At 55.7% G+C, this 16,832-nt stretch carries 8 protein-coding genes; all 8 read left to right on the forward strand.

The features are described 5' to 3' along the window. Positions 1 to 39: 39 nt before the first annotated feature. A complete protein-coding gene (locus J3U88_RS00200) occupies positions 40 to 3,702 on the forward strand; it encodes a DUF3857 domain-containing protein (protein WP_207856094.1) in 3,663 nt (1,220 codons plus the stop codon). Positions 3,703 to 3,712: 10 nt separating this feature from the next. Further along, positions 3,713 to 7,369, forward strand: a complete 3,657-nt coding sequence (locus J3U88_RS00205; protein ID WP_207856095.1) for a tetratricopeptide repeat protein — start codon at positions 3,713 to 3,715, stop codon at positions 7,367 to 7,369. Positions 7,370 to 7,511: 142 nt separating this feature from the next. Next, positions 7,512 to 8,837 (forward strand): Xaa-Pro dipeptidase, encoded by a 1,326-nt coding sequence (gene pepQ / locus J3U88_RS00210; RefSeq protein ID WP_207856096.1) that lies wholly within the window; start codon positions 7,512 to 7,514, stop codon positions 8,835 to 8,837. A 107-nt stretch (positions 8,838 to 8,944) separates the two neighbouring features. Continuing rightward, entirely contained in the window at positions 8,945 to 9,364 is a 420-nt protein-coding gene (locus J3U88_RS00215; RefSeq protein ID WP_207856097.1) for a hypothetical protein, read from the forward strand. Beyond that, positions 9,361 to 9,855: a hypothetical protein gene (locus tag J3U88_RS00220; protein ID WP_207856098.1), complete on the forward strand. Its 495-nt coding sequence runs from the start codon at positions 9,361 to 9,363 to the stop codon at positions 9,853 to 9,855. Before J3U88_RS00215 ends, J3U88_RS00220 begins: the two co-directional genes overlap by 4 nt. Before the next feature lie 279 nt (positions 9,856 to 10,134). Then, positions 10,135 to 12,516 carry a TolC family protein gene (locus tag J3U88_RS00225; protein WP_207856099.1) on the forward strand — a complete coding sequence of 794 codons (2,382 nt, stop codon included), beginning with the start codon at positions 10,135 to 10,137 and terminating at the stop codon, positions 12,514 to 12,516. Positions 12,517 to 12,594: 78 nt separating this feature from the next. Continuing rightward, the gene (locus J3U88_RS00230; RefSeq protein ID WP_207856100.1) at positions 12,595 to 13,695 is read left to right on the forward strand and encodes an efflux RND transporter periplasmic adaptor subunit; all 1,101 of its coding nucleotides are present in this window, start codon (positions 12,595 to 12,597) and stop codon (positions 13,693 to 13,695) included. Between the two features lie 3 nt (positions 13,696 to 13,698). Next, positions 13,699 to 16,785, forward strand: a complete 3,087-nt coding sequence (locus J3U88_RS00235) for an efflux RND transporter permease subunit (protein WP_207856101.1) — start codon at positions 13,699 to 13,701, stop codon at positions 16,783 to 16,785. The last annotated feature ends 47 nt before the right edge of the window (positions 16,786 to 16,832 follow it).

The raw sequence follows: 16,832 nt of genomic DNA on the forward strand, positions 1-16,832 counted from the left end.
GCGGGATTTACCCACGACCCCAACGGAGGCGAATGGTTTATGACATCTTCCCCTTTTTTCCAAATCCAGCCAGGTTTTTCCACCCGATTGTTTGTGTTCGGTTGGTTGTGCTGTTGGTTGATGCCGCCCGTGCTCGCGGGAAATTTCGCCGATGATCAGCTCAAACGCTTGGCACAACGGCTCGAAACCGAGTTGGCCGCCATGGATCCGGTCGACAAATTGCTCCTGGCCGAAGAAATTTATTTCCTTGGTCATGAAACGGGTTCGCAGGATGAACTCAACGGGATGTTGGCGCGCATTTTTGAGGCGGCGGAGCATCAGGAGCTCAAAGGGGAACTGGCGTATTTCCTAACCCAGCAATACCGGCAAACCCGTCAATCCGAGAAGGTGGCCGAACTGGTTCAGTCCCTGGGTTATGTCCCTGAATGGCAGCTCCTGGGGCCCCTCTCGCCGAGTGACGAACTGGACCTCGTTTCCCTGATCGGGGCCGATGAGGTCAAAGGCCTGACCCGCCAGGTTTCCTGGCATCCGGCCCGTGCCTGGGGCAAAGACGATTATTGGTCCGAGGGTTTGGGCCATTATGGTTATTTCAGTGCCAATCAGGCCGTTTTTCCCAACCAGTTAGCGGGCCTGCTGGCCACCACCTGGTTTTACGCACCCGCCCGCGGCGATTACCGAATCGGCCTTGGCTGGTCCAAGGACATGCGCGTCTGGGTCAACCGGAGCCAAGTGTTCCGTGCCGCGTTTGAAAACGGCAACGCCTCACCGGATCAGGAAGTGGTCAATGTGCGCCTCAAAAAAGGCTGGCACCGTTTGACCCTTTACCTGGCCTCCGCTTCCGAGGAACCCAACCTGGGTTTCTTTGCGCGGGTAACCGATCAAGAGGGGAAGCCGCTTCAAGTCGAAGCGCGTGACAGCAAGCAGGTGCCGCGCCGCAAAGTCAAATTGGCCAAACAACAGGAAATCGGTTTGGTCGACATCGCCAAACAAAAATCGATGTACGCGCTGGCCGGCATGTTGCTCATCAAAGAGCAGCCCCGCCACCCGGAGCACGGCCTGTTGGTCGAAATGTTTGCCAACGCTTTTGCCGAACAACCCACGCGCATTCTGACCGAGAAACTGCTTTCCGTTACCGACAACCCCAATGATCGTTGGCAGTATCTCGCCACCTTCTTGGATCATCTGGAAAAAGGTTCGGTTAAAGCCCAACCCGCTTTTGCCAAGGCTTGGGCGTTGACGCAGATGGGACAAATTGCCTTGAGCCAAGACCGTTTTTGGGAAGCGCGTCAGTACTCAAAGCGGGCGCTTGCCTCTCACCCCGACTACTGGCCCGCCGCGGTGCTCGACAACAACGCGCTTTCCGCCCTGGGTCTCGACGGCGTCGCCCTTAACCGCACCCTGGCCCTCAATAAACACTACCCCAACGTGCCTTGGTTGATGATGGATCTGGCGGATCTCTATACCGGCATGTTTTTCGTGAGCGAAGCCGAGCAATGGGTGGACAAGGTCCTGGCCCTGCGGTTCCATCATCGCAAATTTACCAATCGCAAAATCCAAGCGTTTAAGTCGCGGGGTGACCTCGAAGGTTTGGAAGCCCTGTACCGTGACATTCGCCGTGATTCACCTTATTCCGTTTCCGCCGCGCTGACCTACGCCGAATTCCTGAGTGGCAACCGTCGCCACGAGGAAGCCCGTCGATTGTTGGCAACCCTGCTGGACGACATGCCCAACAATCCCGACCTGCTGCAGGGCATGGGTGAAGCGCGTTTGCGTGCCGGCGAAGACGATGCCCTGCCCTTCCTGGAGCGGGCCTTGGCCTTGCGCCCACAAAACCCGGCGCTGGAAAACCTGATCCGGCTCAGTCAGGCCGAGCGCCAAGTTTTTTACAAGCCTTACCGTTTGGAGAAAGCGCCCGAGGTTCCCGTTTTGGAAGTTAGCGACATCGTCATGAACCTCGACAACAAGGTTGTTAAGGTCGCGCCCAACGGTCAATCCTCGCTTTACCGTCAGATGGAATGGGAAGTGATTACCGAACAAGGGGCACAAAACTTGCCGGGCCATTCCTTTAGCTATTCGCCCCTGCGCGAGCGTGCCGAGTTAATCAAAGCTGAGGTATACCGCGGCGACCAAACCATTTTGGTCACCACCACCGGTCGCAGTCGGATTAGCGATCCTGAATACCGCATGTACTACGACGTGGTCGCCTACCAAGTGCGTTTCCCCACCTTGCAAGTGGGTGATCGCGTCCGGCTTGAGTACCGCATCGACGACATCAACAACACCAACATCTTCGGTGATTACTTCGGCGATTTACATGTTTTTTCAAATTCATATCCCACCAAACGCATCGCTTACACGCTGATCATGCCCAAGGATCGGCCCATCTATACCCATGTCGAAAAAATGGATCCCGAATACACCACCCGGGAGGACGGCGAAAACAAGGTTTATCGCTGGGTGCTGGACCAAATCTCACCCTACGAAACCGAATCGCGCATGCCCGGCTTGCAGGCCTACCTGCCCTACCTCGGTATTTCGACCTTCGATAATTGGAATACCATGGCCAAGTGGTATGCCGATTTGATTCGCAACCAGTTGGAGTTGGATTCGGAAACCAAGCAGATCGTTGCCGAAATTACCAAAGACACGAAGACCAATCTCGAGAAAGTGAAAGCCATTCATGAGTACGTGGTAACCCACACCCGTTACGTGGCCCTTGAGTTTGGTATCCACGGTTACAAACCCTACGAGGTTAACCAGGTCTGCAGCCGCCAGTTTGGCGACTGTAAGGACAAAGCGAGTCTGATGGTTGCCATGATGTTGGAAGCCGGCGTCGAGGCAAATATTGTCATTTGTCGGACCAGTGACCGCGGCGACATTCACGCCTACCCGGCCATGCTGTCGTATTTCAACCACGCCATCGCTTACGTTCCTGAGTTTGACCTTTATCTGGACGGTACCGCCGAGTTCTCCGGGATCTACGAGTTACCTGAGATGGATCAAGGCGGCTTGGCGCTGATCGTCGACAAACAAGGCAACGGCCGCCTGACCACCATTCCCCGCCAGGACGATACCTTAACGGAATATGATTTGGTTCTGAATGTGACCACCGAGGGCACCGCCCAGGTTGAAGGCAGCTTGCATTACCGTGGTTCGGTTACGCCGGATGTCCGCCAGTACCTGAGCATTGACACCAAGCTCGGCCAAAACCTCCAAACCATTCTCTCCGGCATGATGCCGGGTTTGGAAGTTTTGCAGGCGGACCGTGAGGGTACGCGTCTGAACGACCCGATTACCCTGCATTTTAAAGGTGAGACCGAACGTTTGATGGCCCCTCAGTCCAACGGTTTTAAACTGCCGCTTGAGATCTTGAATGGTCGCCTGGTCCAGCGCTACGCCGCCAACACCAAACGCAAATTCCCGCTCGACTTCGGTGTGGCGAAAACCCGCAAGGTCGCGCTGCTGCTCAACGCACCCGATGGGTTTAACTTCGGTGCTATTCCCGAATCGCTGGACGTTGAGAACGACGATTTCGCGGTGAGTATCCTGTTTGATCGCGGCCCCGATGCATCCCTGAAGGTGAACTATCAGGTCAAATTTAAAAACCATCGCGTCTCGCCCGACAATTACGCGGCTTTGCGCGAGCTCATGCAGCAACACGACCGTATCTTGGATCAATCGATTCAATTGGTTTCCGAATAGGAGGGTAAGCATGGTTTTACGAAAAATGACGCTTTTGGCAGGACTCTGTCTGGTTCTTACCCTGGCCGCACCCCTTGCCGCCGCCGATCTGGAAGCCGCCTGGAACAAGCTGGCCAAGGACAATGATCCCGAGGCCGCCCGCGTTTTATTTGCCGAAGGCCGCAAGGCCGGCGATCACCAATTCGCCATCGGTTGGTTCCTTACCTTCTCTGGACAGGGCCCAACCGAGGAACTGAACCGGGCCGCGCTCACGATTTTGCGCGAGGATCCAACCTCGCCGGCCGCGGAATGGGTGCTGAAGTGGATGAGCCAATACCGCGATTGCTTGCCGAACTGGGGAAACGATGTTGCCCAGATCATTGCTGATGCTCGGCCCGGTAACGCCGAGCTGATGGTGCGTTACGCCAATATGAACCGTTTCGCCTCACGCAATCGCAAAGAAGAACCCGCCTTCGGCGCCATCGCCCAGCGCGCCGCCTTCCTTACCGAATGGAAAATTTCGGAGAATTTTGGTAACTATCCGATTCCCGCCTTCGATAAAAAGCACCCCGCTGAGGAAGCGCGTTACTGGAACAATGAGGCCCTCAATTATCGCTCGCGGACCGGCGTCGTTTTACCGCCGCGTCACGCTTCCGGTGCCGGTGTCATTTACGGGTTTGGTCGTTTCGGGAATCCCGTCGAACAGGAAGTGACCTTTCGGGTGTTCTCCTACCACAACATCGCGGTTTACCTGGACGGCGTGCGCGTTGCCCAGTTCAACATGCTTGAGGAATACGGCCCCAACATTCGCTTCTTTAAAGTGAAGTTGCCCGCCGGTGAACACGAGGTCCTGGTCAAATCGACACAAACCCGCGGGAACAACGGCCAATTCTCCGTTCAGGTCACCGGCAAGCAGCCGGTTTCCCTGCTGAAACCTGGAAACCCTGTTCACGATCTGAGCGACAAGGTTCAAACCGCCGAGACCATTCAGGTTGGCTTGGCCGCCGCGATTGCCGACGAAACCAGTGATTTCGCCGCCTTCCAACGTGCCTTCCTCGCCATTCTTGACAAAGACAAAGCGACCTCGCTCAAACTCCTTGAAGACCTCTACGAAAGCTACGACGGCTCCTTATTGATCGGGACCTTGCTGAGCGAGGTGTATCTGGGGGCGGTGAAGTTCTTGCCGCCCAACGACCAAATCTCGCGCGCCTACCAAATTCTGGCGAGTTTCCTTCAGGCCCCCGACTACAACCAACAGGCCATGTACTCCTTGGCCTTGTTGTTAAACCGTCACAACCAAACCAAAGACGCCCTGGTTCTTTTAAACCGTATTGTTGAAATCAACCCCGGTTTCTGCGAGGCGCTCGACGCCCTGTTGGCGATCAGTAACAACGAAAAACTGCTGGACGTGCGACAAAAGGCACTGGGTTTGTTGAACGACATGGGGCCGGCCAACCGCTGGGCACAGCAGGAATTACTCAAAGAAACCCGGCGTGACGGCGATTTAGGCCGTACCAAAGAAATCCTTGCAAACCTCGCGGAACTCTTGCCTTGGGAAGGGTTTCAAGCCCAGCTTCACGAAATGAACGAAGAGTTCGAGCTGGCGATCAAGGACTTAGAGAGTCGTGGCAAGGTCTTTGACGACCGCGCCTATTACCCCTATGCCGTGTCCCAGGGTTACGCCAAACTGGGCAAGATCAACGAACAACGTGTTTGGCTGGAAAAAGCCCTGGAAATTGACCCCACCCACGAAGACGCCATCCTCGACTTGGTCAACCTGAGCGGGTTCCAGGGAAAGATGGACGAGGCCAAGCAAATCCTCCGCGACTACCTGCGAATTGAACCGGCCAACTCCGCATTTCGTCAGCGCTTAAGCCACCTTGAGGGGCGGACCGCTTTTGAAGCCTACCGTGTCGACAGCGCCGAAATTATCGCCGAGGCCAAAAACAAACCCATTTCGGAGGGCGCCAACTCCGAACTGTTGCTGGACCAACTGATGGTGCGTCTGTTCCCCGACGGTTCTCAAATGCGCTACACCCACCTGGTCTCCCGCGTGTTGACCAAGGACGGGGTCGACAGCGAAAGTGAAATTCGTTTGCCGGGTGAGGATATTGAAATTCTTGAATTGCGCACCATCAAACAAGACGGCAGCGTGTTGTATCCCGAGAGCTTTGAACACAAATCGACCATTAGCTTAAGTGGTGTGAGCGTTGGGGATTTCATCGACGAAGAACACATCGAATACCTGCCGCCCGCCTACTACGACAGCGACGGCCTCGACAGTTTTATGACCTTTATCTTCCAAGGTGTGGACCGCATTTACCACCACAGCGAGTTGGTCCTGATCTACCCCGAGGATTTGCAACCCGAACCCGCGTTGTTGAGCCGCAACATGCCCGAGGGGCAGCCGACGGTTGAAGTCAAAAACGGCCTGAAATACGTGCGCTGGTTGACCAAGGACATGCCGCCGCTCACCGTTGAACCATCCATGCCGCCCGCGAACTATTCGCAGCCCGTGGCTTCTTTCTACTTCAACACCGATTGGGAAGAGATTCGCGATTTCTACACCCATGCCACCCGTCAACGCCTTGGTGTGGTCAACCGTCTGAAGCCGCAAATCGAAGCCTGGCGACAGTTGGACTTGGAGCCCCGTGCTTTGGCCGAGCGGATTTACCGCGACATCACCGAGCGGATCGACCAAGACGGGCCTTTTTACCAAGACGTGAACCTCACCTGGGAAAGCCGCGCCGGCAATGCCACCCTGCTGGTGGCCGCCGTCTACCGTGAACTGGGGATCAAACACGACATCGTGTTGACCCGACCTGAGCGGATTCGCCACTACACCTTCGATACGCCCTTGCCCAGCCTGTCTTATTCGCTGCTGCGTCTGCCGTTTGAAGACGGCGACGTCTGGCTCGACGCCAACCAAGCGGGCCTGCCTTTTGGTTATGTACCCTTTCCTTTTCGCGGTTCAACCGGCATTGTGCTCGACGGCGGCGAACGGCTTTGGATCGACATCCCCGCTTTTGAGGATCGCCTCGACCGCGTTGCGTCTCGTTACGAATTCCATTTCGCCGCCGACGGCAAAGTGGAAGCGACCGGGGCCGAAACCTTTTACGGCCAGACCGCTGCACGGTTGAGCGAGAACTGGAAACAGTTGAACCGCCCCGAAATCATGCAGCGCGTTGAAGCCGGCATTAACCAAAACTTCCCAGGCGCCGTTGTCAGCGAAACCGGTGAGAACGACGAATTGCCGCCAGGTGAGTTTGAAATCAATTATTCCTTTAAGCACGACAGCTTGGCCAAACCCAACGACAGCGGTTTCGATATTGAATTTCTGCTGCCGAAAACGCCCTTGCTCAACCGTTACGGTTCTTTGCCGGACCGCAAAACGCCGATCCTCATCGCGCAGCCGCACTTTAACGTGGCCAATGAAACGCTGCACTTGCCCGAGGGCATGCGCTGGGAGGTAACGCCGCGGAAAATTGTCAAAGAATCCGATTTCGGAACCTATTCTTTGTCCATTACCCCCGAGTCGGATCAGGTCCTCAAAGTGAAGCGCGAGTACCATGTTCCGGCCCAATTTGTCATGCCCGAGGCCTACCAGGAATTTCTTGTTTTTTGCAAAACCATGGTAGAGAATGAGGACCTGACATTCAAAGCGGTCAAAGACGTTGGCGCCCCTTAATCTCTTGGGGGAGAAGGAGAGGAGGCCCGCGGTTTTTGCGAGGAACAGCTTTGTAGCAAAACCCTTGTGATCAACGCGGGCGAGGAACGGCGCCCCGAGTCGCTTTTGCCATCAACGACAATACGATTCCGGGGAGGTTACCATGGAAAAAGCGCGTCGTTTTGCGGACCACGTCCGCCACGTAACGCAAATCTACGAAAATGCGCTGGAGACCCTGTCTCAAGAAGCGCAGCCGATGGATGCGATCCTGATTCATTCGGGGACGGAAGGCATCTATTTCGGCGATGATCGCCACATTAGTTTTCAGGCGTTTGGGCATTTCAACCACTGGATTCCGGTCAATCGGCCGGACCAAATGCTGCTCTTTCAGCCTGGCAAGAAACCGACCTATTTTCAGGTGGTTCCGCCCGATTTTTGGTACGACCAAACCGTGGTTCAAGAAGCTTGGTGGGCCGATCAATACGAAATCATTCGTCTTGAGAAACCCCAAGAGGTGATGGACCACCTGCCCAACACGCGGCGTATCGTGTTCTTGGGGGAGAACACGAAGTTTGCCGCCGATATGGGTCTGCCGGCTTACCTGCACAACGAAAAGAACCTGGTCAACTACCTCGACTACTACCGCGGCATGAAAACCGAATACGAGGTGGAAGAGCTGCGTGAGGCCAACCGAATGGCTGTCGCCGGTCACAAGGCCGCCGAGCAGGCATTTCTCAATTTCGGCAGCGAACGCGACATCCACTTGGCCTTTCTCAATGCCAACCATATGCTCGAAACCGACTCGCCCTACACCAACATCGTGGGACTGGATCGCCATGCCGCCATTCTTCACTACCAGTACAAACAACGTGCGAAAGGCGATCAGAGCCGTGTGTTGCTGATCGACGCCGGTTGTGTCAGCAACCGCTATTGTTCCGACATCACGCGTACCTACATGCGCAAGGGTGGCCACGCTGTTTTTGGCGAATTGCTCAAAGGCGTGGATGTACTGGAACTGAAACTGGCCGAGATGGTCAAAGAAGGCATGCCGTACCGCCAGTTACACGAAGCTGCCCACGACGGTGTGTTGGATCTGTTGCTCGCTTCCGAAATCGTCAAAGGGAACCGCGACGAATTGGCCGAAAACCAGCGCATCAGCAAGCTGTTTTTCCCGCATGGTGTCGGTCACTTACTCGGTCTACAGGTCCACGATGTCGGCGGTTTCTTCAAAGACGACCACGGCGCCTTGGCGCCGCCGCCGGAAGAGCATCGCTTCTTGCGCCTGAACCGGGAAATGAAAAATGGCATGGTGTTTACCATCGAACCTGGCTTGTATTTCATCCCGATGCTGTTGGATCCCGAGCGCGAAAGCGAACTGGGTAAAAGCCTCAACTGGTCACTGATCGACGCCTTGATTCCTTATGGCGGGATCCGCATTGAGGACAACATCTGGCTGAGTGAAAACGGCCCGGTCAACCTGACCCGCTAAATGATCTCGGAAAAAAGGGTACTTCGGTGCCCTTTTCTTCTTGAAAATGAAAATGTCTCGGCGTAGGTTTTTATTTAGATCGACTTTTTCAGGAGATGGAGGCGTTCATGGGCGCTCTTAAGAGGGAACTCGAAGCTGAAATGGAAAAATCTAAATCCCTCGCGCCTTCCGAAAGGCAGCGCCTCCTGGACGAGGTGGATCTTCTTGAACGACGGATTAAACGGCTTAGGCGTCAGACGCTAAGAGCGATTTATGTCGCGATTTTCAAAATTATCTGTTTGTTTACCTTGGTGCTTGGCTCTTTTTATGCGCTTTTTCTTGGGTTGGGAGAATCTTCCATCGAGGGGCGATTTCTTGCTTTTTACGCCGAAGTCTCCGGCTACGTTTTGGTGGCGGCGGTTCCGCTCCTTCTATATAGCCTGATCGGTGCAGTTCGTTGGATTTCTTTTAGTCAGTATTTTCATGAGATTGACGATCAGACGAAGCTGGAAATGAAATCCCTTTACCGTCTAATTGAGGTGGAGTGACCACCTCGATGATACCTCGGAAAAACAAAGAAGAGGGAACGTTTAGGGATGCCCAGAAGAAGATAGATCGCGTTAACGCGCAAATAAGTAAATTGAAAGAGCTCATGCCGGAGAATATTCAGAAAACCGCTGAATGGTCCGCCCTCAGCAGTTCCGCGGTTCTCGCTGGTGTTATTGGCGGTGTATCTGGAATAGCGGCGGGAATTAGCTATGGTGCGCTAATGGGTTTGTCTGCTTCGCTATGCGGTCCGCTTGGGTTACTCGCGGGTTGCTCTCTCGCGGTTCTTTCTTTTCGGGGGCCCAGGGTCTGGCGTTTTGAGCGAGATAAGTATATGTGGGAAAAGTCGCTGCGGGACATAAGAAAAGAGATCCAATCTATCGAAGCTTCTGCGAAGCCGGATGTTGTCGCTCAACTTTGGAGCGACTATCTGAACATTTCTCATGAGTATCACGGGTGGATTTTGCGGGAAATTAACAGAGGGAAGCCGTAAACAGTCGAAGCGTTGATAGAACGAGGTTCTGCGATTCGGTACCTCGGCGCTCGAATGCCCGGCTTCCACCAAATCGGGCTTCGCAAGCTTGGTTGCAAATGCTTGTATCTCCCTCTAGACTGGTGGCATTCACTGCCAATTCGTCCTCGTCCGGGGTTGGTCCCCACCTCACTTTTCGTTGAATGCATGAAGGTGCGCCCGCGTTTCGTGATGGATGAAGCGGCGGTTGCTTCAGGGTACTTGAGGGCGCGTCCAAATGACGGGCCGAAGGGTGGGTGCATGAGACCTCTATTGGGACGCGGGCTCGCGGTATGTTTGGTATTTTGGTTCGGTGCGACTGCTTTGCTAACGGCGCAAAAACCCCAATTGCGCGTCGGCCTGGTTATTGACGGTGATTCCAGTCAGGTTGACCAGACATTTTTACCGCTTCTGAAAAAAGAGATAGAACAATTGTTGGGGCGCGACTACGAAGTCCAGTTTCCCCAGGCCAAAGAACGCTGTTGCGATTGGTCCCTGGACAAAATTCGCGATCACTTCGATGAACTCGTCAACGATGACGAGGTCGATGTCGTTGTGTGTCTCGGTGTGTTGGCGAGTTTGTATGCCTGCAACAACGGCCCTTATGACAAACCCGTGTTTGCACCTTGGGTCATTGATCGCCGTCTGCCAGGGATTCCCTTTGAGGAAGGGGCCAGTGGGGTAACCAACCTCAATTATTTGGTGACCTCGGTGGGGTTGGAACAGGACGCCCTCTCGATTCAGCGGTTGGCCCCCGTGAAAAAGCTCCATTTCGTGGCCGATGAATTGTTCGGCCAGGTCGTTCCCGGCTTGCTTCAATACGTGGCCGACAGTTTTGGCAAACACGGGATGGAAGCGGTCCTCGTCCCCACGAGCACCAGCAGCGAGGAGGTGCTTGCGCAAATCCCGCCGACCGCCGAATTCGTTTATGTCGCCCCCTTATTTCGCTTTAGCCAAGAAGAAAAGCAGGCGTTGTATGCCGGGCTTAAAAAACGGCGCCTGCCCAGCTTTGCGTTGTTGGGTGAAGAAGAAGTGCAGATGGGTGCCATGGCCGGTACCTCGAGCGGCTCCGATTTCCTGCGTTTTTACCGACGCATCGCGCTCAACATTCAACGCGCGCTGAGCGGCGAGGATCCCGGTACCTTCCCCGTGTTGGTGGAAGAGGGGACCAAGCTAAAGCTCAACATGGCCGTGGCCCGCGCCGTGGGTTGGTATCCCAGTTGGGAATTGCAGAACTCCGCGGATCTGATCAATGAGGAACCGGAAATCACCGGACGTGAGTTTAGCTTGCGCGATGTGGTGTTGCGCGCGGTGGATCGCAATTTGGAAATTCAGGCCAAAATGGCCGAACTGGCCGCCGCCGAGGCTTTTTACGAGGGGTTACGCGCCAACCGTCGCCCGCAAATCAGCAGTGAGGTCACCCAGCTTCACATCGATGAAGATACGTCCGCGGCAAGTTTTGGCGCCCAGTCGGAGCGCAGCACGACCGGGCGTATTTCGGTGGAACAGCTGCTCTACAGCGATTCGGTGAACGCCGGTATTGAGGCACAACGGCATGTTTTGGAGGCCCAACGCCAAGAACTGGCCTCCCTTCGTCTGGACATCGCCGGTGAAGCCGCGACCCGTTTTCTCAACTACCTTAAAGCGCGGACCTTGTACCGCATTGAAAAAGATAACGTGGGTCAGAGTTTGTCTCACTTGGAAACCGCACAATCGCGGCGCCGCATCGGCATGGGAAACCCTTCCGAGGTGTATCGTTGGGAGAGCCAGGTGGCCAGCGACAAACAGCGGGCCATCAGTGCCCAAAACCAAGCCAAATCCGCGTTGTACGCCCTCAACCAGGTGCTCAACGAGGTCAACCAGGAAGAACTGCTGGTGGCCCTTGAGCCGGATTTAACCGACGAATCCTTGATGACCGGTGAGGGCCGCTTGGCGCCCTATGTCGCCAACGCTTTTGTATTTGAGAAGTTTCGCGGCTTCATGGTGATGGTGGGTTTGGAGCAATCACCCGAGTTGAAGCGGCTCGACTTGCTGATCAAAGCACAGAAACGTCAGGTACTTGCGAACAAACGGGTGTACTACCGGCCGACCGTGGCCTTTCAGGGTGGTTATAACTACGTGTTTGATCGCAAGGAAGGCGCCGGCCTCGACTTGCCCGGTGTGACCCTGCCCAACGCCCCGGATGCCGGCTGGTCCGCCGCGCTTAACCTGTCGTTGCCGTTGTACCAGGGTGGCGCCCGTTCGGCCAACCTCAAACAAAGCGTGATGGAAACCAAGCAGTTGGAACTTTCACGCGACCTGGTGGCCCAACAGGTCGAACTCTCGATTCGCGCCTCCCTGCGCAACGTGGGGGCCGCCTCGGCCGCCATTGATTTGAGTCGCGTGGCCGCGGAAGCCGCTCGCCAGAACATGGTGTTGGTGGATGATTCTTACCGCAAGGGCTTGGCTTCCGCCATTGACGTACTTGACGCGCAAAGCGCCGCGCGGGTCGCCGATCAGGCAGCCGCCAACGCTGTCTACGATTTTCTGATCGAGCTGTTCACCTTCCAGCGCGCCGCCGCCAACTTCGACTTCTTTATCGACGCCGCCGAGCGGGAAACCTTCTTCCAGCGGCTGAACCAGTTTTATGACAACCCCCGATAAGTTTTTGCCGGCTTGCCCGGTTGCCCCGTCCCGCGCCGCCGCGCGGATGCCGCGGGGTGTTCTCGATGGAGGAACCCAATGAAAACCCCTGTTTCGCTTGTTTCGGCCGGTGTTTTGATCCTATTCCTGCTCGCCTGTGGTGGCGAAGCGCCCACGCAAGAGGCCAAAATTATCCGACCGGTTCGCGTCGATAAAGTAACCATGACCGGTGGCAAGCGGGTGCGTACCTTTTCCGGGACCGCGCGCGCCGGTGTTGAATCCAAGTTGAGTTTTCGGATTGCCGGTACCTTGGATTTGCTGCAGGTAACCCTGGGTGACCGCGTCAACAAAGGGGATGTGATTGCCAAGCTCGACCCCAAGGATTACGAACTCCAGGTTCAGGAAGCCGAGGCCGGCTTGACTCAGGCCATTGCCCAGGCGCGCAACGCAACCGCCAATTACGATCGGGTTCGCGGCCTCTACGAAAACAACAACATCTCCGTCACCGAACTGGATGCGGCCCGTACCCAGCGCGAATCGGCCGACGCCCAAGTCGACTCGATTCGCAAGCGCCTGGAGTTGGCGCGTTTGCAGTTGACCTACACGACTTTGTTCGCACCCATCTCGGGTTCTATCGCGCAGCTCATGGCCGAGGAAAATGAAAACGTCGGCGCCGGGACACCGATTGCCGTGCTCAACGCGGGTACCCATCCCGAGGTCACCTTCGCCGTGCCAGAACAACTGATTACCTTGGTTTCCGTCGGCGACATCGCCAAGGTTCATTTCGACGCCTTGGGCAAGGAACTGGAGGCGGTGGTGACCGAGGTCGGCGTCGCCACCACCGAACTGGCGACCACCTATCCCGTTGTTTTACGCTTGCGCGGCAACGATGAAAAGATTCGTCCCGGCATGGCCGCCGATGTGACCATGGTTTTGGGCGACGAACAGAATACCGCCCGGCTGCTGGTCAAACCGATTGCCGTGGTTGAGGACCAAAACGACCGCTTTGTTTTTGTCGCCAAACCCGGTGCCGACCGTATCGCGATTGTGGAGCGCCGGATTGTTGAAACCGGTGACCTCACCGAGGAAGGCCTGGAAATTGTTTCCGGGTTGGAAGAAGGAGAGATGCTGATTACCGCCGGCATTCGCTTCCTCAAAGAAGGCATGGAAGTTCGCGTTCCCGCGACCGAGGGAGAGTAAGCCGTGAACATCACCCGCGTTGCCATCAAAAACAACCGCGTTACCCTGACCTTTATTGTGCTTATTCTGGTCAGCGGTTACCAAGCCTATCAGCAGATGCCCCGTTCCCAGGATCCCGGCTTCATCGTGCGTACCGCACTCATCCAAACCTTTTTCCCCGGTGCCAGCCCCGAGCGTGTGGAAAAACTGGTGACCGATCCCCTGGAGAAAGCGATTCAGGAGATGCCCGAGTTGGATTCGGTCGTGAGTGAATCGAAAACCGGTGTATCGATCATCTACGTCAATATCAAAAGTGAATACAAAAAGATGCGGCCGATTTGGGATTCGTTGCGGCGCAAAATTGAACGGGAACAGCCGAACCTGCCTTCCGGCACGGTCGGTCCCTTCGTGAACGACGAGTTCGGCGATGTGTTTGGGACCATTGTGACCATTACCGGCGACGGATTTTCCTATGCCGAGCTGAAAGACGTCGCCGACGCCGTCCGCGATGAGTTTCTGCTCAAATCCAACATCGCCAAGGTCGAAATCTACGGCGCCCAAGAAGAACGTGTTTTTCTGGAGTTCAACAACTCGCGTTTGGCCGAATTGGGTCTTTCACCCGTGCAGGTGCAAAACATCCTCACCTCGCAAAACATCCTCATCTCGGGCGGTGCGATCCGTGTCGGCAACGAGCGGCTGTACCTCGAACCCACCGGCAACTTCGAATCGATCCAAGAAATCGAAGAAACCATCATCAGCCTTCCCGGCCGTTCCGGCACCCTGTACCTCAAAGATTTGCTCGTTGTACGGCGCGACTACATCGACCCGCCCGAAACCATTGCCTACAGCTCGGGCACACCCTGTTTGGCCATGGCGATTTCCATGCGGGAAGGTGGCAACATTATTTCGCTCGGCGAGGAAGTCGATGCCGAAATCAGCCGGCTTAAGGGCTTGTATCCGATTGGCATCGAGTTTGACGTGGTTGCCTTCGAGCCTGCCTCGGTTGAAAAGGTCGTCAGTGATTTTACCGGCAACCTGATGCAGGCGATTTTGGTGGTGATGCTCTCCATGATCCTTTTCCTGGGGTTGCGGACCGGGGTTGTGGTCGCCACCCTGATTCCGGCCACCATCCTGAGCACCTTCCTCATCATGCAATTCTTCCATATCGGTTTGGATCAAATTTCCCTGGCCGCGCTGATCATTTCCTTAGGTCTTTTGGTGGACAACGCCATTGTGATGGCCGAATCGATCATGGTCAGCATGAGCGAAGGTCAAGATCCCATTGACGCCGCCGCCTCTTCCGCGCAGGAGTTATTGGTTCCCTTATTAACGTCCTCCCTGACCACATCGGCGGCCTTTTTGCCGATTTTCCTGGCCAAATCAGAAACGGGTGAGTACACCGCCAGTCTGTTTAAGGTGGTCACCATCTCGCTTTTGTGTTCTTGGGCCTTGGCCTTAACCATGATCCCTCTATTTTGCGTGTACTTCTTGAAAGTAAAACCTTCCGATGGCGAGGACGGCTATAACTCGCGTTTCTATAAAGGTTACCGCGCCATGCTCCTGTTCGGGCTCCGTTTCCGGCTCCTGAGCGGCGCGCTGATTATCGGCTGCTTTGCGCTGGCCATGTTCGGGTTTGGGCTGATTCCCGTCAGCTTTTTTCCCGATTCCGACCAGCCGATGATGACCGTGGAAGTCGAATTGTCCACCGGCACCGCGATTGAGGAAACCAGCGCCGTCATGCGTCAGTTGGACCGCTGGATTGGCGAAAACCTCAAGGCCGAGGGCGAGAAACACGGCGTCACCAATTGGTCGACCTACGTGGGCGAAGGCGCCCCGCGTTTTATCCTTTCCTACGCGCCGCAACCCCCCTCGCCCAATTACGGCTTACTGCTGCTAAACGTCGATGATTTCAGAGTGATCCCCGAGGTGGGTACCGCCATTAGCGACTACATGCGCGAGACCTTTCCCGATGCGAAAGTCGACGGCCGCGCGCTGCCCAAGGGCCCTATTATTGAAAACCCGATTGAGGTGCGTCTGTCCGGTCGGGAAAACGGGCAGCTCTACGCCCTTGTCGACCAGGTGAAAGCCAAACTACGCGAGACCCAGGGGACCTTTAATATTGATGACAACTGGGGTTTGCTCACCAAAAAGTTGGTGGTTGACGTGAATCAAGCACGGGCGCGTCGCGCCGGCTTAACCAACCAAGACATCGCCGTTTCCCTGCAGACCTTGTTCAGCGGCTTGGAAACAACCCAGTATCGCGAGGACGACAAAACCATTCCGATTGTGCTGCGTTCCAACGCCGCCGACCGCCAGGACTTGACCAAGTTGGAGCAGTTGGCCGTTTATTCTCTGAGTAGCGGGACCACCGTGCCCCTGCGGCAAATCGCGGACATCAAGGTCGAGTGGGAAGTGCCCAACATTCGCCGTTACAACCGCTTGCGTACCATTACCGTTACCAGCAAGCTGGATGCCTCGGTTACCCCCAGCGAGGTCGAACAGGTGCTCATCCCCTGGCTCACGGAACAAAGTCGCAATTGGCCGCCGGGTTACCGCTGGGAACTGGGTGGTGAATACGAAACCTCCGGCGAATCCAACGAATCCATCATGGTGCAGTTGCCGATTGCCGGGATGTTGATCCTCCTGCTGCTGGTCGGCCAGTTTAACTCACTGCGCAAACCCGCGATTATTATGATGACCTTGCCCCTCGGCATTATCGGGGTTGCCGCCGGCCTGTTGATCACCGGCGATTCCTTGGGGTTCATGCCTTTCCTGGGTATCATCTCTTTGTCGGGGATTGTGATTAACAACGCCATCGTGTTGTTGGATCGTATCCGCATCGAGATTGAGGAAAACGGGCACGAGGTTGCACGGGCGATCATTGAATCGGCCCAGCGCCGCCTGCGCCCCATCCTGTTGACCACCGTGACCACGCTTACCGGCCTCTTGCCCTTGTGGTACGGCGGCGGTCCGATGTTTGCCCCCATGGCGGTGACCATCATCTTCGGGCTGATGTTCGCCACCGTGCTCACCTTGGGCGTGGTGCCGCTGCTTTATTCGCTGTTCTTCCGCGTATCCTTTACCCATTTCAAGTATGAGGAATCGCGTTAATGAGAAAACAGGGGCTGTTCGGCCCCTGTTTCGCTTGAGAACCTCGC

It is taken from the genome of Acanthopleuribacter pedis (genome assembly GCF_017377855.1).
Lineage (GTDB): Bacteria > Acidobacteriota > Holophagae > Acanthopleuribacterales > Acanthopleuribacteraceae > Acanthopleuribacter > Acanthopleuribacter pedis.